Raw genomic sequence first — 26,306 nt, forward strand, 5'->3', positions numbered from 1 at the left:
TCAGTAGCCCTCGAGGTCGTACAGATCGCCGTACTTCGACTCGACGTGCTCGAGGAAGTAGTCGGCGGTGAGCGGTTCCCCCGTCGCGACCTCGATCAGTTCTTCCGTCGGATAGCGCTGTCCGTGACGGTGAACGTGCTCGGTCATCCACTCCCAGAGCGGTTCGAACTCGCCCTCGCGGATCAGGCCGTCGACGTCCAGGTCCTCTCGGATCGCGGCGTCGAGCTGTGCGGCCAGCACGCTGCCGACGGTGTAGCCCTGGAAGGCGGCGAAGCTGGCCGACCAGTGGGTGTCCTGGAGACAGCCGTCCGCGTCGGTCTCGGGGGTGACGCCCAGGTAGTCGCCCATCTTCTCGTTCCAGACGCGGGGGACCTCGGAGACCGGAAGATCGCCCTCGACGAACGCCCGGTCGATCTCGCACCGGAGGATGATGTGGAGGTGGTAGGTGAGTTCGTCGGCTTCGACGCGGATCAGGTTCTCCGGGTAGATCCGATTCGCCGCGGCGTAGGCTTCGTCGACGGTGACGTCCTCGAGGTGGGGGAAGTGATCTTTCATCGTCGGGAGGAACAGCTCCCAGAAGGCCTTCGTGCGACCGACGTGGTTCTCCCAGAACCGCGACTGGGACTCGTGGACGCCCGAAGAGCGGGATGCGCCGAGGGGGGTTCCGTACTCCTCCGCCGGCAGTCCGAGCTGGTAGCTCGCGTGGCCGAACTCGTGAATCGTCGCCATCAGGGCGTCGATCGGATCGTCCTCCCTGAACCGGGTGGTAATCCGAGCGTCGAACTGGTTGCCGGACATGAACGGGTGCGGGGCGGTGTCGAGGCGGCCGTGCTCTCGAGGGTACCCGAGCAGGTCGACGACCTCCTGAGAGAGGGCCATCTGGTCGTCCTCGTCGTAGCTGTGGCCCGTGAACACCGAGGGGAGCTCCCGCCCTTCCGTTTTGATCTCCTCGATCAGCGGAACGAGACCCTCGCGAAGCTCTTCGAAGATTCCCTCGACGGTCTCGAGCGGGAGGTACGGCTGGCCGTCCTCGTAGAGCACCCGGTAGGGGTTCGCGTCGGGATCGATGGCTCCCGCCCGTTCGCGGTGGAGGTCGACCAGCTCTTCCAGGGCGGGCGCGAACTGCTCGAAGGCGTCCTCGGCTTTCGCCTCCTGCCAGACCTGCTGGGTTTCCGCCTGGTGGGCCGCCACTCGCTCGATCACGTCCGAAGGAACCTCGGCGGAGCGGTCGTACTCCCGGCGGAACTCCCGGACGACGGCCGCCTGTTCGTCGGTCAGATCAGCCGATTCCGATTCACTCAGCCACTCTCCGACCTCCTCGTCGACGAGGAGCTCGTGACCCAGCCCGGAGAGCGTCGAGAGCTGTCCGGCCCGGGCGGGCGTCCCGCCTTCGGGCATCATCACGCGCTGGTCCCAGCCCAGCACCATCGAGGCCATCTGTACGTCTGTGAGTTTCTCCGATCGCTCGAGGAGGTCGCGATAGGCGCCGGGGGCGTCGTCGGTGTCGTGGGGCTCGTCAGCGGTTGCCATGTTTCGGTTCGAAATATGTAACAGGCGGTACTAAAGCCTCGGGTCGAGGCGACGACCGAACCGTACGGTGTCAGCAGTCGAGTTCGAAAACAGTCTGTTGGGGCAGTTCGTTACGCAGAGGGTGCGTATGTAACGCCGTGGATTCTATCAGATATCGGTGATGGTGGCAGAGCCGTGCTGAATACACAGCGCGAATGTCGCATGAGATCGGGCACGATTTGTGAAGGTGGTGATCGCTCAGTACAGGAGAAACGACGAGTGATCCAGCGTGAAGGTATAGTTAGCCTGTGACAACGCTATTTAGCCGTCGGAACTGAGTGGTGGAGTGATGGCAGAGAGTGACACCTGTTTGCGGAATCCGACGCTGGAGTGTATCGCGTCCCGTCACCGACGCGAGTGCCTTCTCGCCCTAAACAGGTGGGGATCGACGCTCCCCGTGAAGCAACTTGCCGCCTACCTTGCTGCCGCGGAGCGGGGGACGTCGTCGCTCGGTACAACAGAGATCGAGGCGATGCAGATGCAACTCTCCCATGTTCATCTGCCAGCACTGGAGGCTGCAGGCTTCATTTCGTGGGAGGAAAATGATGGCGTCGTTCAAATCGCGACGCACCCGGCGCTCGATGATCCACGGTTTGAACGGTTGCTCAAGATCAACGCCGACGATGTGGATGCGATACTCTCAGCGCTTTCCCACGAATATCGTCGGATCACGCTGACCGTTCTCGAAGCCGAACAGACGAAGTCGCGAACCGAACTGGCACACGAGATTCGCCACCGTCTGCCAGTAACGGTTCGTCGTGAGTTACCGTCAGCCGAGGAGATCGGCCTCTTGCTGTACCACGTGCATCTTCCGAGCCTCGACGAGATCAACGTCATCAATTTTGACCCCGCCACTGGTGACGTCTCCTACATCGATCATCCTGTTCTCGAGCGGGTCTTCACGATCATCTTCGAACGTGACGACTCCGCTGTTGAGAAGCTGGACGGATTCTTAAACGGGCTTGCTGACTCCTACCAAGAGGCGAGTCGGGGAACGAATAGCAAGGCGGACTGGCCGCACTTCTGGAACGATCCGTACTATGGATAGCACGCTGGAATTGTGGGCGTACGTCTTCAGTAACATCGGGGCAGTCGCGGTCGGGAGTCTCTTGACCGCGCTGAGTTTCCTCGCGTATCGACGAAACAGCGATCAGGCGTCGTATTGGTTTGCCACCCTGGGATTCGGCCTGCTCGTCCTAGGGACGCTCGTTGACCCAGTCTACTTCCTCTGGATGTCGATCGACTATCGCTTGACGTTCACCGAGATCTTACTCCTTCAGGTCAGTGAAGACCTCTTGTTCGCGGCTGGACTCGGACTGCTCTTCTATGCAATTCTCCGGTTCGACACTTCGACTGATTCGACGGCGGATAAACCTGCTCCATCCGAGGACGAGTTACTTTGGGGCCAGCAGTCCCAGAATGATAATTAAGCAAATCTACGGGACGCCTGATTCATTGAATTCAGGCTGAAATAAATAGGTCCATTGTGCTGGACTCATCCTCTGTATTCAACACACCGCTCCTGACAGCTTTCAGTGAAATCAAACGCCGTTCCGTTATCTCTTTGACCTGTACGTAACAGTCGTCCCACACGAAAGAACAGAGAACCGGTATCGGCGACCGGCCGATTTCAGTACTCGTCGAGGTCGTACAGCTCGCCGTACTTCGATTTCGCGTACTCGAGGAAGTAGTCGGCCGTGTACGCCTCGCCGGTCGCGTGCTCGACCAGGTCGGGGGTCGTGTAGCGCGCGCCGTGCTGGTGGATGTTCTCGCGTAGCCAGCCGTTGAGTTCACCGAACTCGCCCTCTCGGACGTTCTCGTCGATATCGCCGAGTTCGTCCTCGGCCGCGGCGTACAGCTGTGCGGCGAGCACCGATCCCAGCGAGTACGTCGGGAAGTAGCCGAAGGAGCCGTGGGACCAGTGGATGTCCTGTAGACAGCCCTCGGCGTCGGTCTCGGGCCGGACGCCCAGGTACTCCTCGTACTTGTCGTTCCAGACTTCGGGAACGTCCTCGACCTCGAGGTCTCCCGAGATCAGGTCGCGCTCGATCTCGAAGCGGATCACGATGTGGAGGTGGTAGGTGAGTTCGTCCGCCTCGACCCGGATGAGGTTGTCGTCGTAGACCTGGTTCGCGGCCTCGTAGGCGTCCTCGGGCGTGGCGTCCTCGAGTTCCGAGAACCGGCCGGCGACGGTCGGCAGGAACTGCTCCCAGAACGGCTGCGAGCGGCCGACGTGGTTCTCCCAGAGCCGAGACTGAGACTCGTGGACCGTCAGGTCGCGCGAGTCGCCCAGCGGCGTGCCGTAGGCCTCGTCGGGGAGCCCGAGCGTGTAGTTAGCGTGGCCGAACTCGTGGACCGTCGAGGTGAGCGAGCCGAGCAGGTCGTCCTCCTCGAACCGGGTGGTGACGCGGGCGTCGAATTGCGTCCCCGAGGAGAACGGGTGGGGCGCAGTGTCGAGGCGGCCGCGGCCCCAGTCGTAGCCCAGCGAGTCGAGGACGTCCCGGGCCAGCGCCTCCTGGTCGTCGTCATCGAACTGGCCGGTGAACGTCTCGGTGGCCAGATCGGCGTCGCTGTTCTGGATCGCGTCGATCAGCGGGACGAGCTCCTCGCGCAGCCGCTCGAGGACTCGTTCGGCCGTCTCGAGGTCGAGGTACGGCTCGTAGTCGGCGAAGAGCACGGCGTACGGGTCGGCGTCGGGGTCGATGTGGTTCGCGTACTCGCGTTTGAGTTCGACCAGCTTCTCGAGGGTCGGCGCGAACTGCTCGAAGTCGTCCTCCTCCCTGGCCTGCTTCCACGTCGGGTGGGCGTTGGCGGTCGTCTCGGAGATCTCCTCGACGAGTTCCTGCGGGACGCTGGTCTCGCGGTCGTACTGTCGGCGGATCTCGCGGACGACGGCCTGTCGCTCCTCGGGGAGCTCTTCGGATTCGAGCCGCTCGAGCAACTCGCCCGTCTCGTCGGCGGTCAGCAGTTCGTGGCTGATCGAGGACAGCGCCGAGAGCTGCTGTGCGCGGGCCGGCGTCCCCTCTTCGGGCATGACGACCTCCTGATCCCACCGGAGGATGCCGGCGGCGTTCCCGACGTTCGTGATCCGCTCGATTCGGTCTTCGAACTGTTCGTAGGCATCGGTGCGCTGCTCGCTTTGCGCCTGGTCGGTTGCCATTGGCTGGCAATACTTACGGAAGCGACATCAACGTCGTGGTTCTGGTAGCACGGCGAGTCCGGAAATCGAGCGCGCACGTACCGCGAACCGCGGTCGATTCTCTGGGCCTCGGTTCGACCGTCGTCGAAAGCCGGACAGATGATAGAATTGTGGAACGTGCAAGCCACGAACTGTTCGCTTCCGCCGAGAGATACTGTGACGAAATGGTCCTGGCATCACTCGTCGTATTCCTCGTCAGCCTGCTGATCGGCGCGGTCGGCATCTTCGTCGGCGCGAAAGTCGTCGTCGACACCGAAGACTACACGTACGCGCTAGTGACCGCGCTCATCGGTGCGATCGTCTGGGCACTTGTCGGATTCTTCCTCGGCTGGATTCCGTTGTTGGGCCCGATACTGGTGTTCCTCGCGTACCTCGCGGTCATCAACTCCCGGTACCCCGGCGGCTGGATAGAGGCGATCGCGATCACCGTCATCGCCTGGCTGTCGGTGCTGGTCGTCCTCTACGTGCTCGCGCTCCTCGGCGTCACCGGGTTCGAGGCCGTCGGCGTCCCAGGAGTCTGACGCCTCGACGCACCGGCACCCGCTGCGCGGCGAACGGAGGATCCGTACTCGCCGTTTCACCGAGTACCGCGGAGCGCCGGTAGCGTTGGCGTCGCGGTTCCGGTATCCCGAACGAGGAAGGCATCTCGAGAGAGTTACCGTTCGAGATCGGGAACTGTAGTCTGTCTCCGCCCCGAACGGGAGCGAGAAAGCCGACCCGTGATAGGAATCTGGAACGTGCAAGCGATGGGCTGTTCGTCGGGACCGACGAGAATCGTCACGCAATGGTCCTAGCATCAGCCGTCGTGTTCCTCGTCAGCCTGCTGATCGGTGCGCTCGGCATCTACGTCGGTGCGCGAGTCATCGTCGGCGCAGGAGACTACGACCACGCCATCGTCACGGCGTTGATCGGTGCGATCGTGTGGGCCGTCGTCGGCTTTTTCGTCGGCTGGATACCGCTCCTCGGCCCCGTGCTGGCCCTGCTCGCGTACATCGCCGTGATCAACTTCCGGTACCCGGGCGAGTGGACGGCCGCCGCGATGATCGGTCTGCTCGCGTGGGTCACCGTGCTGATCGTGCTGTACGTCCTCGCGGCGCTCGGTATCACCGGGTTCGAGGCCGTCGGCGTCCCCGGCGTCTAGCGTCGGATCGACGGATGGTCAGCGATCGGTCGCTCGCCGGTCGCGTTTCGCGATCGGTAGAGCGACCTGCGGCCCGTTTTCACTCGAGACGTCGCGTTCGACGGAGAGAGCCTGACCCGGGGCCGTTCGCGGTACGATCACGCCGGAGAGCGTGGTGAAGAGTTATCCGATTCGATCGTCAACGTATCCCAAATGGGATTCTTCGAGAACCTCGGTCGGAAAGTCGGGCAGTTCACGCACGAGGCCAAGGAGGCCGCCGCCGACGAGGCTGGATACGTCTGCGAGGACTGCGGAACGCAGTTCTACACGGAGCAGGCGTGTCCGGAGTGCGGAAGCGAGAACGTAACCGAGCGCGAGGAGACGGCGGACGCGGGCGGCGACGGTCCGGAGACGCAAGATGCGGTGGAAGCCGACGACACCGCCGAATCAACCGAGCGCGGGGAACCTCCCGAGACGACCGAATCGAACGACGCGGCCGACGTTGACGGCGAACCGAAACGCGAATGAGAGTCTCTTACTGCGGCCAGCGCTCCGCCGCTCGCCGATAGAGCTCCGCACAGCGCTCGAGCACCGCGATCGAAACGCTCTCGTCGTCCGTGTGCGCCTCGCCGGGCTCCGCGGCTCCACAGACGACGCACTCCGTCCCGGCCGCCGCGAGCCAGCCGGCGTCGGTCGCGTGCGGCTTCGTCACGAGCGCCGGCGAGTCGGGCTGGACGGCGGCGGCCGCCTCGAGCACGGTCCGGGCGAAGCCCGCGTCCTCACACCGCATCGGCGGTAGATCCTGATCGATCACCCACTCCACGCCCGCGAGATCCTCGACGGACTCGAGGGCGACGCGCTCGCCGGGGACCGTCCGTTCGTCGACGGTGATCTCGCAGCGATCGGGAACGACGTTCATCGCCGTTCCGCCCTCGATCTCCGTGACGACGACGCTGCCCTCGAGCGTTTCGCCGCCGACCTCGACGGCCGGCGGCTCGAGCTTTCGGACGACGTCGACGGCGTCCGTCGCGCGGTAGATCGCGTTCTCGCCGGCCTCCTGCTCGCTCGCGTGGGCGCGCTCGCCGCGGGCCGTGATCGTGCTTCCGCGGCGTCCCTTGTGGGCGACGGCGACGTCGGTGACGCCGGGCGCCGAGTACCCCGTCGATCCCTCGCCGACGATCGCGTAGTCGGGCGCGAATCCCTGATCGATGGCGTGACGAGCGCCGACGCCGCCGACCTCTTCGCCGACGAAACTCGCGAAGACGAGTTCTCCCGCCGGCCGTTCGTCGCCGGACTGCGTCCGGCTGCTCGAGGTGCGTGGCACCTCGCTGTCCCGGAACGCGAGCGCCGCCGCGGCGACTGCGCCCTTCATGTCCGCCGTGCCGCGTCCGTAGAGGCGGCCGCCGCGCTCCTCGAGGGCGTACGCGTCGCCGGCGTCGAGCTGCGACGCGGCCGGTTCGACGACGTCGTGGTGGCCGACGAGTGCGAGGGTTTCCGTCCCCGCTCCCTTCCGGGCGATCACGTTTCCGGCGCCGTCTCGGGTCACTTCGGCCGCGGTCTCGCGGCGAAGCCACTCCTCGAGGAAGTCACCCGCAGCCGTCTCGTCCTCGTGGCTCGGAATCGCCACGAGTTCACGCGTTAGATCGGTAACCGACATGCCGGAACGATCGACCGCAACCGAGTTGAGTGCACCGCAATCGGCGAACCCGACGACGTCGACCCTTAATATGCTTGAACATCCTTATTGCCGTTCGGGATCCAGTGTGAGGTATGAATGTCGTGCCGGATACGAGCGTGGTCATCGACGGCCGCGTCTCGGCGACGATCGAAGACGGGCAGTTCGAGGGAGCGACGATCTCCGTACCGGAAGCCGTCGTCGCGGAACTCGAGGCGCAGGCGAACGACGGGCTCGACAGCGGCTGGGACGGCCTCTCGGAGCTCCAGCGACTCGCCGAGCTGGCCGACGAGGGCGTCATCAGCCTCGAGTACGTCGGTGAACGACCCAGCGCGATCGAGCGCGGACACGCCTCCGAGGGCGAGATCGACGCGCTGATCCGCGACCTCGCGGAGGAATTCGACGCCACCTTCCTCACCAGCGATATCGTCCAGTCCGAGGTCGCCCAGGCCAAGGGACTCGAGGTCGAGCACGTCTCGCCGGAGATCCGAGAGGTCGGAACGCTGACCGTCGAGGAGTTCTTCGACGAGGACACGATGAGCGTCCACCTCAGGACCGACGCCGTCCCGATGGCCAAGCGGGGCGAACTCGGCGAGATGCGCTACGAGGAGATCGCCGACCAGCCCCTGGACGAGGAGACGATGGACGAGTACGCTCGCGAGGTCGTCGACGGCGCCAAGGAGGCCCCCGGCGGCTTCATCGAGCTCTCGGAGCCGGGCATGAAGATCGTCCAGTTCCGGGACTACCGGATCGCCATCGGTCGACCCCCGTTCTCGGACGGCATCGAGATCACCGCCGTCCGACCCATCGCCCAGACCGACATCGACGACTACGAGAACGCCGAGGAGCTGAAGGACCGGCTCCTCGAGCGCCAGCGCGGCGTCCTGATCTCGGGTGCGCCGGGCGCCGGGAAGTCGACGTTTGCGCAGGCGGTCGCGCGCTTCATCTCCGATCACGACTACGCGGTCAAGACGATGGAGAAACCGCGGGACCTGCAGGTCGGCCCCGAGATCACTCAGTACACGGAACTGGCCGGCGAGATGGAGAAGACCGCCGACGCCCTGCTGATGGTCCGGCCGGACTACACCATCTACGACGAGGTCCGCAAGACCAACGACTTCGAGGTGTTCGCGGACATGCGCCTGGCCGGCGTCGGCATGATCGGCGTCGTCCACGCGACGCGACCGATCGACGCGCTCCAGCGACTCGTCGGCCGCGTCGAACTCGGGATGATCCCGCAGGTCGTCGACACCGTCGTCTACATCGAAGCCGGCGAGGTCGAGACCGTCTACGACGTGCAGACGGAGGTCAAGGTCCCCGCCGGCCTCACCGAGGAGGACCTCGCCCGTCCCGTGATCCAGGTCACTAACTTCGAGACTGGCGAGCCGGAGTACGAGATCTACACCTTCAACCGACAGGTCGTCACCGTCCCCCTCAAGGACGACGAGGGCGGTCCCGGAACCGAATCCGGCGTCGACCGCATCGCCAAACAGGAGATCGAACGCGAGATCCGTTCGATCGCGCGCGGATACGTCGACGTCGAACTCAGGAGCCAGGACAAGGCCGTCGTCTACGTCGAGGACGACGACATCTCGAGCGTGATCGGCAAGGGCGGCGGTCGCATCACCGACGTCGAGAACCGACTGGGTATCGACATCGACGTTCGCACCCACGACGAGAATCCCAACTACGGGGCGAACGCCGGAGCGGCTGGCGGCGGCGGCGGTGCCGGTGGGAACACCGACGGCGGCTCCCAGCCCGGCCAGATGGTTCAGCCGGAGATCACCTCGAGACACATCGTCATCCCCGTCGACGGCAATCAGGGGGAGACCGTCGAGGTCCAGGCCGGCGGCGAGTACCTCTTCACCGCGACGGTGAGTCGCGGCGGCGAGATCCAGGTCTCGAGAGGGAGCGCCATCGCGGACGACCTCGAGCACGCCATCGACCGCAAGGATCCGGTTACGGTTGTTCCTTCGTAGGGAAGCGGCCGCGAGCAAAGGGAGCAACCGCGAGCGAGTGAAGACGAGCGATAGTTCATTTTCCGTGTCTTCTGCGAGCGACGCGAGCAACGGCGACGAGAGAATCGCGTTTTGTTACGGCAGGTGTCGCGACGAGAATCGTCTGATCGGCTCTACAGGGTCGACGATGGGATCGATACCCACACCGAGAGTACTAGTTGTTTAACCAAAAGTCACTTATCTCAGACAGATATAGCGATATCTATGAGGAATGTGCAGGAATGAGTGGAAGTATCGGAGATGGGAAGACATTCGTATACTCGAGTGTGGGGCAAGAGAACGGCTCCTTTATCACGAGCGATAGCGGGGTCGAGACGATCCGCGAGCGCATCGTCACAGAGATACAGCGGCTCGTCGCTACCGCGGATGCAGACGGTGTCGTCGTCGCGATGAGCGGCGGCATCGATTCGACGGTGACGGCGGCACTGGCAGTCGAAGCGCTGGGAGGAGACCGCGTGCTCGGACTCGGTCTACCCTGTCACAAGGCCGACCAACAACACGTCAACGACGCCCGTACGATCGCCGACGGACTCGGCATCTCGTTCCACGAGATTCAGCTACGGCCGTTGCTCACCGCGTTCGAGGAGACGATCACGGCAGAACTCGAGCCGGAATCGGACGATCGTCCGAACGAGCGTAACCGAACGATCGGCAACGTGATCGCTCGACTGCGGATGTGCTGTGCGTACTACGCGGCGAACCGCCAGTCTCGAGTCGTGCTCGGTACCGCGAACCGCTCGGAGTTGTTGCTCGGATACGTTACGAAGTACGGGGACGGCGCGGCCGACGCCTATCCGATCGGAGACCTGTACAAAACTGAGGTCCGCGCCCTCGCGAAACGACTCGGCGTTCCACGACGAATCGTCAGCAAGGATCCGACGGCGGGCTTCTGGGCCGACCAGACGGACGCGGCCGAACTCGGCGCCACTTACGACGTGATCGATCCGCTGTTGCAGCGACTCGTCGACGAGGGCGAATCGATCGCGGAAGTCACCGCTGCGCTCGAGGTCGATTCACGAACCGCTCGCGCGATCGCATCCATGTACGTCGAGACGGCTCACAAACGGACGATGCCTCGAACCCCCGGAGTCGCGGGTCGTGAGAACGTCACCGAGAGAGAGCCCTGACCGTTCGACGGTCTCTCAGTCGAGACCGCGGTAGACGTCCGGATTGCGCCACCAGAACAGCCCCCACGAGAGCATGAAGCCGACGGCCATCGCGACGATGTCCTGTAACATCGGCCAGAGGCCCGTATCGACGATCGCGACCAGCGTGATCGCCGAGCCCAGCGCTGCGCTAGCGACGATGAAGACCACGTCACCGACGATCTGCTCCTGCGATTGCTCCCAGTAGTGCTGGCGGTCCTCGTCGTACCAGACGCCGATGTAGATCAACACCGGCGACATGAGCGTGATGACCGTGATCGACTGGTACGCCCTCGGCAGTCCGGCCGGATAGAGAACGAGTTGATTGATCAGCTGTGCGATAAGTGACATCGCAAACAGCCCAGCCAGCAGCCAGCCCCACCGTGGTAACCGTTCCTTGTCCATGTAGGAGGGCGGTCACCACTGGAAAATAATCCTGCCGCTTTCCCGACTACTCCGCGCAGCAGGCGTCTTTCTTCGGCGACTCCTCGACGCCGCTGCCGTCGGCCGCGACGGGTTCCTCGAGTCGGTAGAGGCTCTGGCGAGCGTCTGCAAAGTAGATATCCTCGTCGACGATGCCGATCTCCTCGAGCCGTTCGAGCGCGTAGCGAACGGTTCGAGCCGAGAGCATCGACTCCTCGACGATCTGTTTTTGAGTTAGCGGGCCGTCATATTCGAGGACCTTGAAAACGAGTTTCGCGCTCGGTGGCAAGTCTTCGATGTTCTCCCCGTCAGTCGCATCCATACTACGATTCGAAAGCACCCAACAGTATAAAAGTTGAGCCTTACTGGGTGGGTAACTAGCATATTATTCACATCTAATGAAAATGAAAATTGTGCCTTTACCGGTCAGAACTCCGATACCGACACGTTTTGACCAGTCAGTCAGTTCGCGACGAACGAAAGCGATGAGCGCGGATCATCGACGGTCGCGTTAGATTCGAACTACCGGGAGTAGCCGTTGGTTACCGCACTCGAGGATTCGAACGATCGAAACGACTCGTCTACCGGGCTAGATCTGCTCCCACGCATCGTCGTCGTCCGGATCCGGAAGGTCGTCCGCGAGCTCCTCTCGAGGCGTCGGGACCGTCGGTGGCTCGTCGGCCTCGTCGCTGGCGGACTCCCCGAGTTCCAGCTCCGGCCAGGCGGTCTGCTCCCACTGACCGCGCTCGGCGTAGTAGTAGACGACCTCGCCGTTGACGACCGCGAACAGCCGCCGCTGTTCGTCGTGAACGACGCGCTCGTTCGTATCGATCGCGACGTCGACGACGTCCTCGAGGCTGTCGAGCGCGACGTGGTAGTCGCCGACCCACATCGGGATCGATCCGCGGGAGATCCACTCTGCGTAGCGGTGTTCGTGTATCGACCGCCGGGCCGCCTCGACGTCGACCGGGCCGCGCGCAATGACGACGGCGGCACCCGCGAGTGCGAGCGCTGCAGCCAGCGAGAGTCCGCCGATCACCGCGGTGTTCGGTGACTCCTGTACCTCGATCTGGGCGGTCTGGCTGTGCTCGGCCGAGTCGGCAAGTGGCCCCTCGAGCCAGTAGGCCTCCTCGGTCATCTGAAGCGACGTCTCCAGTACCTGTTCGTCGGTGTAGGTCCCCGTCTCGTACTCGACGACGACCTCGACGACGGTTCCGATCGTTCCGATGCCGTCGAACTCCTCCTTAAGTTCCGTCTGCCGGTCGCGGGCGGCCTCGACGTCGATCGTCGTCTCGGAACTGGCGACACCGTCCTCGACGGACGCCGACGTCCGTGACCGCTGGTCGGTTTCCTCCCAGAAGACCGACCCGTCGCGTTCCGCCTCGTGATGGACTCGTACTTCGTGTGTAACCGTCGTCTCGTCGGTCGGGACGGACGTCTCGGGCGTGAGCGTCAACTCGGGTGTCGCAGACAGGACGTAGACCGGGCTATCCTCGAGTTCCGTCCCCTCGTCCCAGGGGCTGTCCTCGACGACGACGGCGCTCGTCGTCGTCTCGGTCGCGATCGACTCCCGGTCGACCTCCTGGGTAGTCATCGATGTCGACGGCGTGGCGGCGACCCAGCCGGTCGCGACGAGCGCGAGGATGCCCATCCCCACGAGTAAAATGGTGAGCGCGCGGCCGTGCTCCGCGATCAACAGATCCAGCCGCGGGTTCTCGATCACGCCTCTCCCCCCGGAGTGTGATGCCGTTTGCTCGCATACCCCCTCCCTCGAGCCGTCTCCGAACGGAAAGTTCGGATGACGGAACAGTTCATACGAACATTCAGTATATCAAATACTATAACAGTAGTGGTTCCACCCCGTCTGTGTCGCCGTTACACGCCCCTCTCAGCGCCACCGTCGAAGTCGCCGCCGAATTCGTGTCGAGAAGGGGACGTGATCACCGGCGGTGCGGATCCGGAAGTCGCTCCGTCCGAACAGGAGGAGCGTCGTCCCGACGACGAGACCGACGACGACCAGGTCGACGGCGGCGATCGCGAAGAGGGGGTGGACGCCGTGCAACCAGACGAGCACCGACGGCGGGAGCACGGCGAGATACCGATACTCTCCGAGGTGACGACTGTACTCGCCGGTCGACTCCGGCGCGGACAGCGACAGCGTCGTCTCGCTACTGTCACGAGGACCGACCGTCTGCCAGTGCAGGTCGCTCTCGACGCCACTACTCTCGGCCTCGTGGACGACGACGACCGGAACGTAGCCCGCGTTGTCGACGGTTCGAGTCAGTTCGGCGGTCTCACCCGGGGCGAGGACCTGCGGATCGTCGGTCGGTGACTCCGTGCTCACGACCGCGTACTCGTACGTACCCGCGGGAACCACCATCGCCGCCGTCGCGAGTCCCACGACCACGAACAGCACCAGCGCGATCGTCCCCCAGAAGGCGTAGACGTTCTCTCGAGACGTCGACCGCGTCGTGTCGCGTCTGTGCGGTCCCGCGTGATCGAGGAGGAACCCGACCCCGAACAGCGAGATCCCCAGCGCGACCAGCATCGCTCCGAGGTTGTCGCCCTCGAGCGCCGTCGTGATGCCGAGGGCCGAGGCGACCAGTCCGTACCCCGACTCCATCGCGCCGTGGACGGCCATGATTGCGGTTCCGAGGTGGGGAATCGTCACGACATCGCCGTTCACCTGCCAGGCGGCGGCGACGATCTGGCCCTCCGTCACCGGCGGCTCGCCGCCGTCCTGGTCGGTGAACGGATTCGCGTCCCCTTTCGTGACGTACCCCGCGTCCGTCTCGCCGACGATCCGGTGGGTCGTGAGCCCGCCGTCGTGGAGCTCTCGAGCGTCGAACACCGCGACGTCGCCCTCGCTCGGCGAGCCGGTCACCGCGCTCGGAATCGCGACGAAGCCGTCGCCGGCGTCCATCGCCGGCTCCATGCTCCCCGTCGCGACGTAGCCGAGCAGGATCGGCTGGCCGAGTAGCTGGCCGAGAACGAGCAGGAGGACGGCGAGCGCGACGGCGACGGCTAGCCCCCGTTTGACGAGCCCCGTCGTTGTCATGTGTCGCCTCGAGAGAGTATCATGGTCGAATACCGGTACGAGTCTCGAAATGAATTCGAACCATTATAAATTCCGCCGCCGCCTGACGGTTCCCGCGGCGAACAGGAGCCCGACCAGTGCGGGTGGCCCGACGACAGCGGCCACGGCGGGGTCGAGCTCCCGGTTCAGCACCTCGTACCCGGCGGATTCGTCGACGCTGACGGTGCCCGCCTCGAGTCCGCTAACGGCAACCGCGTACGTTCCGGGCTCGTCGAACTGCCGCTCGAAGCGTACCGTCCTCGATTCGTTCGGCTCGAGTTCGACGTACCGATCCTCGACGACGATTCCGCCGACGGCGAGTTCGGCGAGGAACTCGCCGGACGCGTTGCCGGCGTTCTCGACCGTGGCGATGACGCGCGTCGATTCGCCCTGGGCGATGGTGTCGTCCTCGAGATGGGCTTCGGTCACGTCGAAGTCCGGCGCGGGTTCGTCGAGTGGCTGGACGGTGATCGTCGTCGGGTTGCGGTCGTCGACGCCGACTCCGAACGTGCCAGCCCGCTGCATCGTCCGTTCGAAGGTGACCGTTTCGGTCTCGCCGACCCCGACGTAGACGACCTTCTCGTCGACGACGACGCCGTCGACGGTCAGTCGAGCGACTGTCGTTCCGCCCGTGTCGCCGTGATTCTCGTAGGTCGCCCGCACCGTCAGCGTCTCGCCGGCGGTGACGGTCCGATCGACGGTCGTCATTTCGACGAGTTCGATGTCGGCGTTCCCTTCATCGTCGTCATCTTCGTACTCGACGTGAACTGAGAAGGTCTCGCTCGAGGGCGTCTCGGCGTGGGTGTCGATTTCGACGCCGACGGTTGTTGTTTCACCTGCGGTTGGCTCGAGCGGCGTCGTCTCGTCGATTACGACATCGGGATCGCTATTCTGGTAGAACTGCACGCCGGTGGGGCCGTCGGTCAGCCATACCTGTTCGACCGAATCGTCGGTAACAGTAATCGCGAAGACGTCCTTGAAGGTTGACTTCGCACGGTCGTTGAGGCCGTCGAAGTCGAGGACGAGTTCGCCGTTTTCGACGCTTGCATACTGGCCGTTCCCAAAGGATGTGGGGGCGAGTTCAACGTGGTCCGTTCGGTCAGGTTCGGAACCTGTGTCAGTGATGCTGACAGCCCCTGTAGGGATGACAAGAAAGGCGGTTAGGGCGATTGCCGTGATCGCAGGAATTGCGGCGGCGATAAGGGGATGTCGCATTTGCGGTTACTTGTCTTATCTCTTCTTCCCTGTTATCCAACGATTGAAATCGATTGTCGATGATTCGGTGTCAACTGTTCTACTGAAGTTACACCCCATCAGTTCCGTTCGCTGTAATAGTGATACTTGCATTTACTTCACCAGCGGTATCGAGAGTGTGATTCTGTAGATCTATCGCGATACCGAACGCAACAGTTTCACCTGGGGCGAGAAGTTCTGAATTGGTAGCACCATCGCTTATCGTATTATTCTCTGTCGGAAATGGGTCTTGATTGCTACTGGATCCAAATCCATTCTCAGGGATGGCTGTAATCGCATCTTTGTCGTCCCCAGAATAATTGAATTCGATGTTTCTAATGTCAACACCATTAGTGCTATCGGTGTTGTTGGTAATGTTAATCAATTCAACAAACCTCGTCTCCGCATTCGCATTGATACCATCCTCACCATCCGTCCCGATATCAATGTCAACTGTTGCTACTTCCTGTTCAGTAGTTGTTGTCACGAATTGGTTGTCGTCCCCCGCCTGTGAAAGGCCCAAGTAAGCCGAACTATCGCCCTCTATATTGACGTCTATAGACCGATTAGCATCCACCTGACTAAACGCCCCCGTTCCGAGCGCGGCGCCGCTGCCCACGACGATCGTTCCCAGTCCGACTAACACGTTGCGTCGATTCAATTTCATTGGTTCTTTCTCCGTTGTGACCCGCACCGCGATCGTAGGCGTCGATTACGATCTGCGGCCGGTTCTTACTCACACCCTGTTATGCCACCCCCTTTGTATTAGGCCACCAGAACGACTACACGCCGACCGATACCTACGTTCAAGCTCGGTGTGAAAGACTCGAATCGTGGATAGTGGAGCCAGGAACCGAATCATGAACGCTTCTCTCGGTCATTCGCGGCAACAAAGACTATATATCAGAGATTATTACATTCATGAATAAGGACATCTGAATGGCGACAGAACAACACAGTAGCAGTGCTCCTACCAAGACTCTTGAAGATGACGTGGACAGTGGCGACAGCGGTAGTCGAACTGATCGAGGTGAAATTTTCGACCTCCTCAGTAATCACCGCCGCCGTTACACCATCCACTACTGCAAGCGCGAGAACGGTCCCGTCGAACTTGGAGACCTCGCGGAACATGTCGCCGCTTGGGAACTCGACAAGGAGATCGAGGGGTTGACCTCGGCCGAACGAAAGCGAGTCTATACGTCCTTACAGCAGACCCATCTGCCCACGCTCGAGAAAGCAAATATGGTCGAGTTCGACAACCGGACGATCGAACTCACCGATCAGGCGTCTGACCTCGAAGTGTATCTCGATATTGTCCCTGGCGATTCGATCCCGTGGGGGGTGTACTACCTCGGGCTTTCCGCTATCGGGTTCGCTGTGATGGGCGGACTCTGGATGGAATGGATTCCAACCGAGACGCTCCCTGTACTCGGCTGGGCGACGCTCTCGATTGCTCTGTTCGCCGCGTCTGCAGTCATTCACGTTTTCCAGAACCGGAAGCTTCGGCTTGGGGAGACGGAACAGCCGCCGTAAGTTGTCATGACACGAAACCCGATTCGAACCCTCGCGATCATCTGCCTCGCTCTTGGAGCGGTGCTACTCGCAGGACCAGCGTTCGGGTTCGACACGATCACAGCCGATCGTAGTGTCAGTGTCAACGTCGTCGACGACCCGAATGCGTACCTCGGAATCGATGCGCAGGACAACATCGGTGAACTCGCTGGAAACGACGATCCGACCGAGATCGCCACGCTGACGAATAACATAGACGAGCAAGCTGAAATCGACATTACGGTAGAAGAGATCCCCGACGGAAATGAGAGCGTTCTGTACGCGGACACAGATAACCTCAACCTCAATTCTGGCGAGTCGACGACTGCCAAGGTCGAATGTGCCCAGCCAGAGAGTCTTGGTGAACAGGATGTCGTCTTCCGGACCGAAGCGACCGGCTCCTCGGTTTCGATCACTGACGCCACGTTCACCGTGACAATCGACATACAGTGTGGAAAAGGCGGTGGCAACGTCGAACCGACCGATTCGGGGCTTAGTGGTGTGTCCGTTACCGATATGGATCTCGATGAAACCAATGAGAGTCAGATAATCGAGTTTGCAGTTACGGAAGATCTCCCTACAAATGAAACTGTGACAGTCACACTGGCTCAGGTTAATCAGATAGATTATAGCGGCGCTACGCTGAGCAACAATGCCACCGGAAGTATTCAAGGCGACAGTTACGAAGTTGAATTTAATCGCGAAGAGACGATCTCGGCCCGCGAAACGGTGACGATTGCGATCGACCGAATCGATACGACACACAACAACGCCGACGGAGATTACGACGCAGAATTCGAGCGAAGCGACAAAGACGATCCCGAGCTACTGGAGCCAGCTTTCACAGTCGAGTAATCGCCTAAAACGGAATCGGTAGGACGATTTTACGATATCAGATTACGTCCCTCGAGCAATGCGAACCCCTTTTCACCGCCGAAAACAGAACTCAACCTATGTCGACCGAATCGATTAGTGACCGGCGCGAGCACGTCCGCTCGATCAGCGTGACGGCGCTGTCCGCGCTGCTCGGCGTCGGCGCGGCGTTCGCCTCCGCGGTGATCACCGGCGACGCTGCGACGGCCGCCGAGGCGGCGACCGACACCCGAGCGCTGTTGGTCGTAGTGGGTGCGATCCTCGCCCAATTCGTCCTCTTCGACTTTACGAGCATCTACGGCGAGGACGAGTTCGGCGTGAAACACTACCTGTTCATCACGTTCATGACCTTCTCGTTCTGGTTCGTGGTGTGGGGCATCCTCCTCACGACGGAGGCAATGACGTAAGATGGCGGACGACAGCATCGCCGTCGTAGACTTAGATCGGTGCCAGCCGGACCGGTGTAGCTACGAGTGCAAGAACTACTGCCCGCCGAACCGCACCGGAAAGGAGTGTATCACCCTGCGAGGCGACGAGACGCCCCAGGGGCAGCCGGATCAGGTGCACATCTCCGAGGAGATCTGTCTCGGCGAAACCTGTGGGATCTGCGTCGAGAAGTGCCCCTTCGACGCGATCGAGATCATCAACCTCCCGCAGGAACTGCAGGACGATCCCGTCCACCGCTACGGCGAGAACGCGTTCTCCCTCTACGGACTCCCCGCGCCCCAGGAGGGGAAAGTCACGGGTATCCTCGGACCGAACGGGATCGGGAAGACGACGGCCGTCCGCATCCTCGCGGGCGACCTCGAGCCCAACCTCGGCCGCCACGACGAGGACGTCGGCTGGGACGACGTGCTCGAGGCCTACCGCGGAACCGAACTCCAGGATTACATCGCCGACGTCCGGGACAGCGAGGTGACCGTCGCCCAGAAGCCCCAGTACGTCGACCAGATTCCCGAGACGTTCGACGGCAACACGCGCGAACTGCTCGAGCGCACGGACGAGCGCGGCGCGCTCGACTCGCTGGTCGAACGGCTCTCGATCGGTCCCGTCATGGAGCAGTCGATCGACGACCTCTCCGGCGGAGAGCTCCAGCGCGTTGCGATCGCCGCAACCCTGGCCAGGGATACGGACTTCTACTTCCTCGACGAGGTAACGCCGTATCTCGACATCGGGCAGCGAGTGACGGCCGCGCGGCTGATCCAGGAACTCGCCGAGGAGGAGGACAAGTCGATGCTCGTCGTCGAGCACGACCTCGCGATCCTGGACCTGCTCGCGGACACGCTGCACGTCGCCTACGGTGAGCCCGGCGCCTACGGCGTGATCACCTCGCCGAAGTCCGTCCGCAACGGGATCAACGAGTACCTCTCGGGCTACCTCGACAACGAGAACATGCGGATCCGACCGGATCCCATCGAGTTCGAGGAACACGCCCCGCGGTCCGCGACGCGCGGCGACGTGCTCGTCGACTACCCCGACCTCACGAAGAGCTACGGCGAGGGCGAGTTCAGCCTCGAGGTCGAGGGCGGCCAGATCCGCGAGAACGAGGTGCTCGGCATCGTCGGTCCCAACGGGATCGGGAAGTCGACGTTCGCGAAGCTGCTGACGGGCGACCTCGAGCTGGACGAGGGAGACGCGGATCTCGATCTGGACATCTCGTACAAGCCCCAGTACGTCACCATCGACCAGCACATGCGGGTCGACGCCTTCCTCTCGTCGATCACGGACCAGTTCGGCTCCTCGTACTGGAACACCGAGATCGCCCAGCCGCTCCAGTTAGAGCGCATCATGGAGCAGAACCTCTCGGACCTCTCCGGCGGTGAGCGCCAGCGGGTCGCCATCGCGGCCTGCCTGTCGGATTCCGCCGACCTCTACCTGCTCGACGAGCCGTCCGCACACCTCGACGTCGAACAGCGGGTGCAGGCGACGAGCGCGATCCGGCGCTACGCCGAACAGCAGGACGCTACCGTGATGGTCATCGACCACGACATCTACATGATCGACCTGCTCGCCGACCGACTGATGGTCTTCGACGGCGAGCCCGCAGTTCGCGGCCGAGCCGGCCAGCCACAGCCGATGCGCGACGGGATGAACGAGTTCCTCGCGAACCTCGAGGTCACGTTCCGCCGGGACAAGCGGACGTCGCGTCCGCGGATCAACAAGCCGGACTCACAGCTGGATCGCGAGCAAAAACGAGAGGGCGAGTACTACTACGCGCCCTGACCGGCGATTAAAAAAACGGTACTCAGCGAAACCGTTACTCCTGTCTCGAGAGGAGGTCACCCCGCTGTTCTCGCAGTTCGTCGATTCGTGACTGGGCGGTCAGCCGGCCCTCACCGATCGCCGAGCCGACGAGCGCACCGACGGCCGCACCGGAACTCGCAGCGCTCCTGCTGAACAGTCCGCCGATTCCACCGCCGATCGCGGCGCCGATAGCTGCGTACCGTGCTCGACTGAGCACCAGTTCGAGTTGCTGTTTTACCATGTGCGATACTCTATTCGGAAGCGAAATAAACGTGTTCCCGGAGAGTCGCAACCACGAACACGAACGGGCGCGATATCGACGTTCGCAGCCGGTGCGATGGCGACACACGAACCCGCAGTTCGGTATGCTGGCGACGCACTGGTGACGACGAACAGGCCGTCTCGGGCAGGGCCCCCTTCGAACGACTCGCGGTCGAGTTCCACGAGTCCTCGAAGACGGTCCGGACGCGCTGCTCGGCGGAAAGTTCGGCCGCTTCGACGGCGATACACGGTTCTTTCCCCGTCAGAAAGTTCGCGTGCGCAGAGACGGTTCTCGTCCTTACACCCCTGGTAGCCCCGCTCGAGCGGACTCGAGCGATCGAGCGCGGCGACGGTGGAACTCTCGTCGTCGAGCGCACGACGACCCTCCACGAACGCCGCCGTGAAATCGTCGAGGAAACAGACTGTGACGAACGGGGCGCAATCAAGCGCATCGTCGGCGACGGGCAGCGATTCGGCGACGCCGCGGACGGGTCGACACCACGGTCGCGGGCGCGCTCGAGCGGGTTCAGTGTGAGATCGATACCGACGGAGATACCGAGCGGAGCGACGAAGCGGACGGTTCCGACGCCGATCTCGAGGCGCGCTCGCGGGCCGATCCGTCGGGAAGAACGCGATCGATCGCGGCCTGGTCCGTCAGGTGAGCGGTCTCGTTCGCGTCGAATCAGTCGTCGTACGCTCCGGGATGCGTTTCGAACGGGTGAGCCGTCGTCATCGGCCGCCGAGAGACGCGCCGAGCAGGAGAGTTCGGAGAATGGTCCGGATAACTCTGATCGATGTATTCAGTGGAATAAACGCTGACAGCTGCCACAGAGGTTCTCTTCTTTGATGTCGACCTCTCGAACCGTCGGAGAGAAGTTCATCACGCAGCGGTTGTTGTCGCAGTGTTCGAGCCCGTAGGTGTGGCCGATCTCGTGGACGATCTCCTTTCGAACGCGGTTCTCGAAGATCTCGCTCGAGCTCTTGTTCGAGAAGCCGCCGTCGCTCGAAGTCTGGAGGCGGTAGGTGGAGACGACGCTGCCGCTGCCGTCGAGGTACGCGAGCCCGAAGACGTAGTTTCGACGCCGGTAGAAGAGGTCGTGTGGCGTGATCGCGATGTTCTTCTCTCCGCGGCCGACGCGTTCGGCGAGCTGGATGAACGTCTCGGCGCAGTACTGGTTCCGTCCGGAGTCGTACGCACCGGTCGGGACCGACTGCGAGTCGTTGACCGTAACGTCGCAGTCGTAGACCGATCGCAGCGCGGTGGAGGCAGCCCGCTTGACCTCTGCGGGCACGCTGCCGACCGGCACGATATCGACGAGCATAGCAACTGCTATGATGGCGGGTGGCATAAACGTCCCGCCATGGCGACTCCCTGCCGTGATCCCGCGACGATCGAAGCACATCTTGCGACGTACGACCGGGCGGTCGAGGTCGGCATCGGACGCCGAACCGATCTGGCAGCGGCGCTCGTCGACGCGGGAGTGGCCGTAACGGCGACGGACGTCTACCAGCGCGACGTCCCCGAAGGCGTCCGGTTCGTTCGCGACGATATCGTCGATCCCGATCCGCAGGTCTACGCGGACGCCGACGCGATGTACGCCCGAAACCTGCCGCCGGAGCTCCACCGACCGGCGCTCGAAGTCGCCGAACGCGCGGACGCCGAGTTCCTGTTCACGACGCTGGGTAGCGATCAGCCGGCGATTCCGGTCGAGCGACGAACGGTCCGGAAGGGGACGCTGTACGTCGCTCGCACGGCGCCGCGGTAAGACGCGAAGGTATTAGTGGGGTGCGCGAGAGTTGCTCGAGCAATGAACAGCGAGTACGTGATCTACGCCGTCGCTGCGGTGGTTCTCGTTGCAGTGCTCGCACTCGCGGTGATGGGAATCGAGTACCTCCTCAGATACGCGTACCATCTCTTTACGTTCCCCGGCGTCGTCGCCCACGAGTTCGCTCACGCGACCGCCTGCAGGGCCGTCGGCGTGCCGGTGCTCGAGGTCGTCTACTTCCGGTTCGACGATCCGCCCGGATACGTCCGTCACGTCAATCCCGCACGCTATCGCCAGTCCGTCATCATCAGCGTCGCTCCGTTTCTCGTCAACACGATCGTGGCGTTCGGCTCGTTCCTCGGTCTGGGCGTCCTCGTATCGATGACCGAGAGTCTCGGCACGGCCCAGATCGAGACGATCGTCGCGGGAATCGTGCTCACCTGGATCGGGCTCTCCGTCGGGATGCACGCGTTTCCGAGCACCACCGACGCGAAGACGCTGTGGGACCGGTCCCGACAGGAGTGGCGGCGCTCGCCGATCGTCCTGCTCGGGATTCCGGTCGTCGCCCTGATCTACGTCGTCAACCTGCTCTCCTGGCTGTGGGCGCACTTCTTCTACGCGCTCGGCCTGCTCGTCACGGCGCTCTATCTCGTCTGGACGCTGCTATTTTGAATCCCGGGCGCTCCTGCCCCGAATCCGACCGCCTTTATCCCCGGGAGCACCTTCGAGTCGGTATGAACGCAGATGCCGTCGTCCTCGACATCGACGGAGTGCTCGTCGACGTCGCCGACTCCTACCGTCGAGCGATCGTCGACTCCGTCGAACGCGTCTACGATCGAACGATCCGCAAGGAAGACATACAGCAGTTCAAGAACGCGGGCGGGTTCAACAACGACTGGGAGCTGACATACGCCGCCGCGCTCTACGTGCTGGCGACCGAAGAGGGGTACCGCGGGTCGATCGACGAGTTCACCGACGCGATCGCCGCCGAGGGTGGCGGCCTCGAGGCCGCCGAAACCGTCGTCCGCGAGGCGATCGGCGCCCGGGCGACCCAGCGGGTGACGGAGCGCTGGGACCGCGACGGGCTCCGAGACGTTTTCCAGCAACTGTACCTCGGCGCCGACCTCTACCGCGGCCTCGAGGGCGGCGAACCCGAGATCGAGAGTCGCGGCTTCATCCACGACGAGCCGGTGATCCTCGAGGCCGACGTCCGGGACGCCCTCCTGGAGCGCTACGACGTCGGCGTCCTGACCGGCCGCCCCGAAGCCGAGGCCGAGATCGCCCTCGAGCGCGTCGGTCTCGAGGGCGAGATCCCCCACGAGCACCGATTCACGATGGACGACTGGGAGGAGGGCAAGCCCCACCCGCGGGCGCTGACCGCGCTCGCCGACCGGTTCGGCTCCGAGCGCGTCGTCTTCGTCGGCGACACGCTGGACGACGTGCGGACGGCGAACAATGCCCGCGAGGCGGATCCCCGGCGTGAGTACGACGGGATCGGCGTCCTGACCGGCGGGCTCACCGGCGAGGAGGGGCGCCGAGCCTACGAGGCGGAAGACGCCGCGGCGGTCCTCGAGTCGGTCAACGAACTCCCCGCGCTGCTCGAGTAACGAGCGGTCGAGCGCGGTTGGAGGACCGGGAACGTCTCGGGGCCTGCATCTTCCCCCCACTCGTTTTTTGCCCGCCTTCGGTGTAGTACGGCTCCGTTCTATGGCCGAACCCACCCGCGGCGGCGATCTTCCCGGCGAACCGACGTCCGTCTGGCTCGCGAGTACGCGCGACGACGATCCCGAACCGGAGTCGCTCGAGACCGACCACACCGTCGACGTCGCCGTCGTCGGGGCGGGGATCGCCGGCCTCTCGACGGCGATCAACCTGCGCGAGCGAGGGCGGACGGTCACGGTCCTCGAGCGCGACCGCGTCGCGACGGGCGTGACGGGGAAGACGACGGCGAAGCTGACCAGCCAGCACGGAGCGATCTACGACCACCTGCGCCGGGAGTTCGGCCGCCGGAAGGCGAGCCAGTACGCCTCGGTCCAGGAGGCGTCGATCGACGAGGTCGAACGCCGGATCAGTGAGAGAGGAATCGACTGCGGATTCGAGCGCCAGCCGTCGTACCTCTACAGCAACGAATCGGACCAGATCGAGCGCGAGACCGACGCCGCCCGCGCCGCGGGGCTCGAGGCGAGCTACGTTACCTCGGTGCCGCCGTTCGAGCGCGCCGCTGCCGCCGTCCGCTTCGACGATCAGGCGTGGTTCCACCCGCGGAAGTACCTGCTCGCGATCGCGGACGAGCTTCGGGCCGACGACGGGGCCAATCTCTACGAGGAGACCCGCGTCACCGATCTCGAGTCCGGAACGCCCTGCCGCGTCCGGACCGAGACGGCGACGGTGACGGCGCGCCAGGTCGTGCTCGCGACCGGGTTCCCGATCCTCGACCGGGCGGGCTACTTCGCCCGGATGCACCCGAAGCGCTCCTACGTCCTCGGGATTCGCCTCGACGGCGCGCCCCCGGAGGGAATGTACTACCGCACCGGCGACAACTACCGATCGGTCCGCACTTACCGCGATGACGACGAAGAACTCCTGCTCGTCGGCGGCGAGAATCACAAGACCGGGCAGGGAGGCTCGACGGCCGACCGATACCGGCGGCTCGAGCGGTGGGCTCGCGAGCGGTTCCCCGTCGACGAAATCGCGTACCGGTGGTCGACCCAGGACTACAAACCGGTCGACAAGGTACCCTTTATCGGCCGCGCCGGTGCCGGCACCGAGAACGTCTCCGTCGCCACCGGCTTTCGCGGCTGGGGGATGACCAACGGCACCGCCGCGGGTCGGCTCCTCGCCGCCGCGATCGACGGCGATCGGCCCGCCGAACTCGACCTCTTCGATCCGCTCCGGCTGACGCCGAAGGCGTCGTTCGGCAAGACGGTCACCGAGAACGCCGATGCCGCGAGCGAGTTCACCACCGACTGGGTCCGGGCGTTGCTCACACCCGACCGCTCGAGCCTCGAGCCCGGCGAGGGAAAGATCGTCCGCGAGGGCGGGAAGCCGATCGCCTGCGCCCGCGACGAGGACGGCGACGTCCACGCCGTCTCGGCCGTCTGCACCCACATGTACTGTCTCGTCGAGTGGAACGACGCCGAGGAGAGCTGGGACTGTCCCTGCCACGGCTCGCGGTTCGACCCGGACGGGGAGGTGCTCGAGGGGCCGGCGAACGAAGGACTGCCGGCTCGAAAGTCCCGGGAGCGATGATTCAGCGGACGGGTGCGTTCGTCGCGACTCCCGGATAGTCGGCGACGATCCCGTCGACGCCCGCCGCGGCGAGCTGGTCGAACTGGCACCAGGTGTCGATCGTCCAGACGTTGACGGCTCGGCCCTCGTCGCGGGCGATCTCGACGATGTCGAGAGCCGGCTCGTCGGTCGGGAGTCCGTAGTACGGCTCGCCCGCGAGTGGCGTGCCGGCGATCGCGTTTCGGGGCGGGTGGATCGCCTCGCAGTCGTACCGGCGCGCGATCTCGAGGCCCGCCTCGAGGTCGTCCCAGACGAGCGCGCCCGCGGCGTAGTCGGGTGCGACGTCTCGGACGGCGGCGAGGGCGCCCTCGCAGAACGAGGAGAAGAGGATCTCACCGTCGAACTCGTCACAGACGTCGACGACGCGCTCGACGAACGGGCACCACACCTCGCGCCGTTTCTCGCGTGCGCCCTGCGGCAGCGACTCGGCGAACCGCAGGTCCGTCGTTCCCGGATTCTTCAGTTCGACGTTGACGCCGACCGTCTCGGGAACCGCCTCGAGCAGCGACTCGAGCGTCGGAATCGACTCGTCTGTGCCGAGGACGGCCGTCGACTCGAGATCCGCGAGTGGCGTTTCCCAGACCAGGCCGGACGCGGGGGTGATGGGACGACCGTCGCGAGTTCCCTCGAGTCGCTCGTCGTGGAAGACGACCGGCGCACCGCAGGCCGCGGGCTGGACGTCGATCTCGAGCATCGCGGTTCCGTCGCGGTCGGCCGCGGAGACGGCCGCGGCGACGGTGTTCTCGGGGGCGATGCCGGCGTAGCCTCGGTGTGCGATGACTGCGGGGCGCGGCATATCGGCACCACGAGCGCGAGGCTATTGGCAGCACCGTTCGCTCGAGTGCTCGTCTGCCGGGCCGGCTTT

Annotated in this window: 27 protein-coding genes; 15 read left to right on the plus strand and 12 right to left on the minus strand. The window is 63.7% G+C overall.

The window, feature by feature from the left end:
- Positions 1-1,530: a carboxypeptidase M32 gene (locus NED97_RS17970; RefSeq protein ID WP_252488388.1), complete on the minus strand. Its 1,530-nt coding sequence runs from the start codon at positions 1,528-1,530 to the stop codon at positions 1-3.
- Positions 1,531-1,858: 328 nt separating this feature from the next.
- Here NED97_RS17970 and NED97_RS17975 point away from each other — a divergent pair, with 328 nt between their 5' ends.
- Together NED97_RS17975 and NED97_RS17980 are read left to right on the plus strand one after the other, a co-directional pair.
- Complete coding sequence (locus NED97_RS17975; RefSeq protein ID WP_455429863.1) at positions 1,859-2,617, plus strand: DUF7344 domain-containing protein; 759 nt, start codon at positions 1,859-1,861, stop codon at positions 2,615-2,617.
- The gene (locus tag NED97_RS17980; RefSeq protein WP_252488390.1) at positions 2,610-2,999 is read left to right on the plus strand and encodes a DUF7521 family protein; all 390 of its coding nucleotides are present in this window, start codon (positions 2,610-2,612) and stop codon (positions 2,997-2,999) included. The genes NED97_RS17975 and NED97_RS17980 overlap by 8 nt, the downstream gene beginning before the upstream one ends.
- A gap of 200 nt (positions 3,000-3,199) precedes the next feature.
- On the opposite strand, the gene NED97_RS17985 is transcribed toward NED97_RS17980, so the two are convergent.
- Positions 3,200-4,729, minus strand: a complete 1,530-nt coding sequence (locus NED97_RS17985; protein ID WP_252488391.1) for a carboxypeptidase M32 — start codon at positions 4,727-4,729, stop codon at positions 3,200-3,202.
- A 203-nt stretch (positions 4,730-4,932) separates the two neighbouring features.
- Here NED97_RS17985 and NED97_RS17990 point away from each other — a divergent pair, with 203 nt between their 5' ends.
- The 3 genes from NED97_RS17990 to NED97_RS18000 all read left to right on the plus strand — a co-directional run bounded on the left by NED97_RS17990 (position 4,933) and on the right by NED97_RS18000 (position 6,416).
- Positions 4,933-5,289 carry a hypothetical protein gene (locus tag NED97_RS17990; RefSeq protein ID WP_252488392.1) on the plus strand — a complete coding sequence of 119 codons (357 nt, stop codon included), beginning with the start codon at positions 4,933-4,935 and terminating at the stop codon, positions 5,287-5,289.
- A gap of 263 nt (positions 5,290-5,552) precedes the next feature.
- The gene (locus NED97_RS17995; protein WP_252488393.1) at positions 5,553-5,909 is read left to right on the plus strand and encodes a hypothetical protein; all 357 of its coding nucleotides are present in this window, start codon (positions 5,553-5,555) and stop codon (positions 5,907-5,909) included.
- A gap of 192 nt (positions 5,910-6,101) precedes the next feature.
- Complete coding sequence (locus NED97_RS18000; protein WP_252488394.1) at positions 6,102-6,416, plus strand: zinc ribbon domain-containing protein; 315 nt, start codon at positions 6,102-6,104, stop codon at positions 6,414-6,416.
- 7 nt (positions 6,417-6,423) lie between these two features.
- On the opposite strand, the gene NED97_RS18005 is transcribed toward NED97_RS18000, so the two are convergent.
- Positions 6,424-7,545: a M20 family metallopeptidase gene (locus NED97_RS18005; protein WP_252488395.1), complete on the minus strand. Its 1,122-nt coding sequence runs from the start codon at positions 7,543-7,545 to the stop codon at positions 6,424-6,426.
- Positions 7,546-7,658: 113 nt separating this feature from the next.
- On the opposite strand from NED97_RS18005, the gene NED97_RS18010 reads away from it, so the two are divergent.
- Together NED97_RS18010 and NED97_RS18015 are read left to right on the plus strand one after the other, a co-directional pair.
- Positions 7,659-9,542: a PINc/VapC family ATPase gene (locus NED97_RS18010; protein WP_252488396.1), complete on the plus strand. Its 1,884-nt coding sequence runs from the start codon at positions 7,659-7,661 to the stop codon at positions 9,540-9,542.
- A 260-nt stretch (positions 9,543-9,802) separates the two neighbouring features.
- Positions 9,803-10,708, plus strand: coding sequence for an NAD+ synthase (locus tag NED97_RS18015; RefSeq protein WP_252488397.1), 906 nt, complete (start codon positions 9,803-9,805; stop codon positions 10,706-10,708).
- Positions 10,709-10,723: 15 nt separating this feature from the next.
- Here the strand turns inward: NED97_RS18015 and NED97_RS18020 are convergent, their stop codons facing one another.
- The 6 genes from NED97_RS18020 to NED97_RS18045 form a co-directional block, all read right to left on the minus strand.
- Positions 10,724-11,131 (minus strand): hypothetical protein, encoded by a 408-nt coding sequence (locus tag NED97_RS18020; protein WP_252488398.1) that lies wholly within the window; start codon positions 11,129-11,131, stop codon positions 10,724-10,726.
- A 46-nt stretch (positions 11,132-11,177) separates the two neighbouring features.
- Positions 11,178-11,471 (minus strand): MarR family transcriptional regulator, encoded by a 294-nt coding sequence (locus NED97_RS18025; protein ID WP_252488399.1) that lies wholly within the window; start codon positions 11,469-11,471, stop codon positions 11,178-11,180.
- A 267-nt stretch (positions 11,472-11,738) separates the two neighbouring features.
- Complete coding sequence (locus NED97_RS18030) at positions 11,739-12,872, minus strand: DUF5305 domain-containing protein (protein WP_252488400.1); 1,134 nt, start codon at positions 12,870-12,872, stop codon at positions 11,739-11,741.
- Between the two features lie 165 nt (positions 12,873-13,037).
- The gene (locus tag NED97_RS18035; RefSeq protein WP_252488401.1) at positions 13,038-14,207 is read right to left on the minus strand and encodes a S26 family signal peptidase; all 1,170 of its coding nucleotides are present in this window, start codon (positions 14,205-14,207) and stop codon (positions 13,038-13,040) included.
- A 63-nt stretch (positions 14,208-14,270) separates the two neighbouring features.
- Positions 14,271-15,440 carry a CARDB domain-containing protein gene (locus tag NED97_RS18040; RefSeq protein WP_252488402.1) on the minus strand — a complete coding sequence of 390 codons (1,170 nt, stop codon included), beginning with the start codon at positions 15,438-15,440 and terminating at the stop codon, positions 14,271-14,273.
- A gap of 88 nt (positions 15,441-15,528) precedes the next feature.
- Positions 15,529-16,125 (minus strand): hypothetical protein, encoded by a 597-nt coding sequence (locus NED97_RS18045; RefSeq protein WP_252488403.1) that lies wholly within the window; start codon positions 16,123-16,125, stop codon positions 15,529-15,531.
- Between the two features lie 272 nt (positions 16,126-16,397).
- Here NED97_RS18045 and NED97_RS18050 point away from each other — a divergent pair, with 272 nt between their 5' ends.
- The 4 genes from NED97_RS18050 (at position 16,398) to NED97_RS18065 (ending at position 20,105) form a co-directional block, all read left to right on the plus strand.
- Entirely contained in the window at positions 16,398-16,991 is a 594-nt protein-coding gene (locus NED97_RS18050) for a DUF7344 domain-containing protein (RefSeq protein WP_252488404.1), read from the plus strand.
- A gap of 6 nt (positions 16,992-16,997) precedes the next feature.
- Positions 16,998-17,864, plus strand: a complete 867-nt coding sequence (locus tag NED97_RS18055) for a hypothetical protein (RefSeq protein WP_252488405.1) — start codon at positions 16,998-17,000, stop codon at positions 17,862-17,864.
- Positions 17,865-17,962: 98 nt separating this feature from the next.
- Entirely contained in the window at positions 17,963-18,289 is a 327-nt protein-coding gene (locus NED97_RS18060; RefSeq protein WP_252488406.1) for an EMC6-like membrane protein, read from the plus strand.
- Position 18,290: 1 nt separating this feature from the next.
- On the plus strand, positions 18,291-20,105 hold the full coding sequence (locus NED97_RS18065; RefSeq protein WP_252488407.1) for a ribosome biogenesis/translation initiation ATPase RLI: 1,815 nt from the start codon (positions 18,291-18,293) through the stop codon (positions 20,103-20,105).
- Positions 20,106-20,139: 34 nt separating this feature from the next.
- On the opposite strand, the gene NED97_RS18070 is transcribed toward NED97_RS18065, so the two are convergent.
- On the minus strand, positions 20,140-20,367 hold the full coding sequence (locus NED97_RS18070; RefSeq protein WP_252488408.1) for a hypothetical protein: 228 nt from the start codon (positions 20,365-20,367) through the stop codon (positions 20,140-20,142).
- Positions 20,368-21,187: 820 nt separating this feature from the next.
- The gene (locus NED97_RS18075) at positions 21,188-21,709 is read right to left on the minus strand and encodes an archaemetzincin family Zn-dependent metalloprotease (protein WP_252488409.1); all 522 of its coding nucleotides are present in this window, start codon (positions 21,707-21,709) and stop codon (positions 21,188-21,190) included.
- Between the two features lie 39 nt (positions 21,710-21,748).
- Between NED97_RS18075 and NED97_RS18080 the strand changes: the two genes are divergently transcribed.
- From NED97_RS18080 to NED97_RS18095, 4 genes are all read left to right on the plus strand, one after another.
- The gene (locus tag NED97_RS18080; protein WP_252488410.1) at positions 21,749-22,153 is read left to right on the plus strand and encodes a UPF0146 family protein; all 405 of its coding nucleotides are present in this window, start codon (positions 21,749-21,751) and stop codon (positions 22,151-22,153) included.
- 42 nt (positions 22,154-22,195) lie between these two features.
- Positions 22,196-22,825, plus strand: a complete 630-nt coding sequence (locus tag NED97_RS18085; RefSeq protein ID WP_252488411.1) for a metalloprotease family protein — start codon at positions 22,196-22,198, stop codon at positions 22,823-22,825.
- Positions 22,826-22,887: 62 nt separating this feature from the next.
- Positions 22,888-23,760: a TIGR01548 family HAD-type hydrolase gene (locus NED97_RS18090; protein WP_252488412.1), complete on the plus strand. Its 873-nt coding sequence runs from the start codon at positions 22,888-22,890 to the stop codon at positions 23,758-23,760.
- 100 nt (positions 23,761-23,860) lie between these two features.
- Positions 23,861-25,402: an FAD-dependent oxidoreductase gene (locus tag NED97_RS18095; protein ID WP_252488413.1), complete on the plus strand. Its 1,542-nt coding sequence runs from the start codon at positions 23,861-23,863 to the stop codon at positions 25,400-25,402.
- 1 nt (position 25,403) lies between these two features.
- On the opposite strand, the gene NED97_RS18100 is transcribed toward NED97_RS18095, so the two are convergent.
- Positions 25,404-26,237: a glycerophosphodiester phosphodiesterase gene (locus NED97_RS18100; protein ID WP_252488414.1), complete on the minus strand. Its 834-nt coding sequence runs from the start codon at positions 26,235-26,237 to the stop codon at positions 25,404-25,406.
- Between the last annotated feature and the right edge of the window lie 69 nt (positions 26,238-26,306).

The organism is Natronococcus sp. CG52 (assembly GCF_023913515.1).
In the GTDB taxonomy this organism is placed as follows: Archaea; Halobacteriota; Halobacteria; order Halobacteriales; family Natrialbaceae; genus Natronococcus; species Natronococcus zhouii.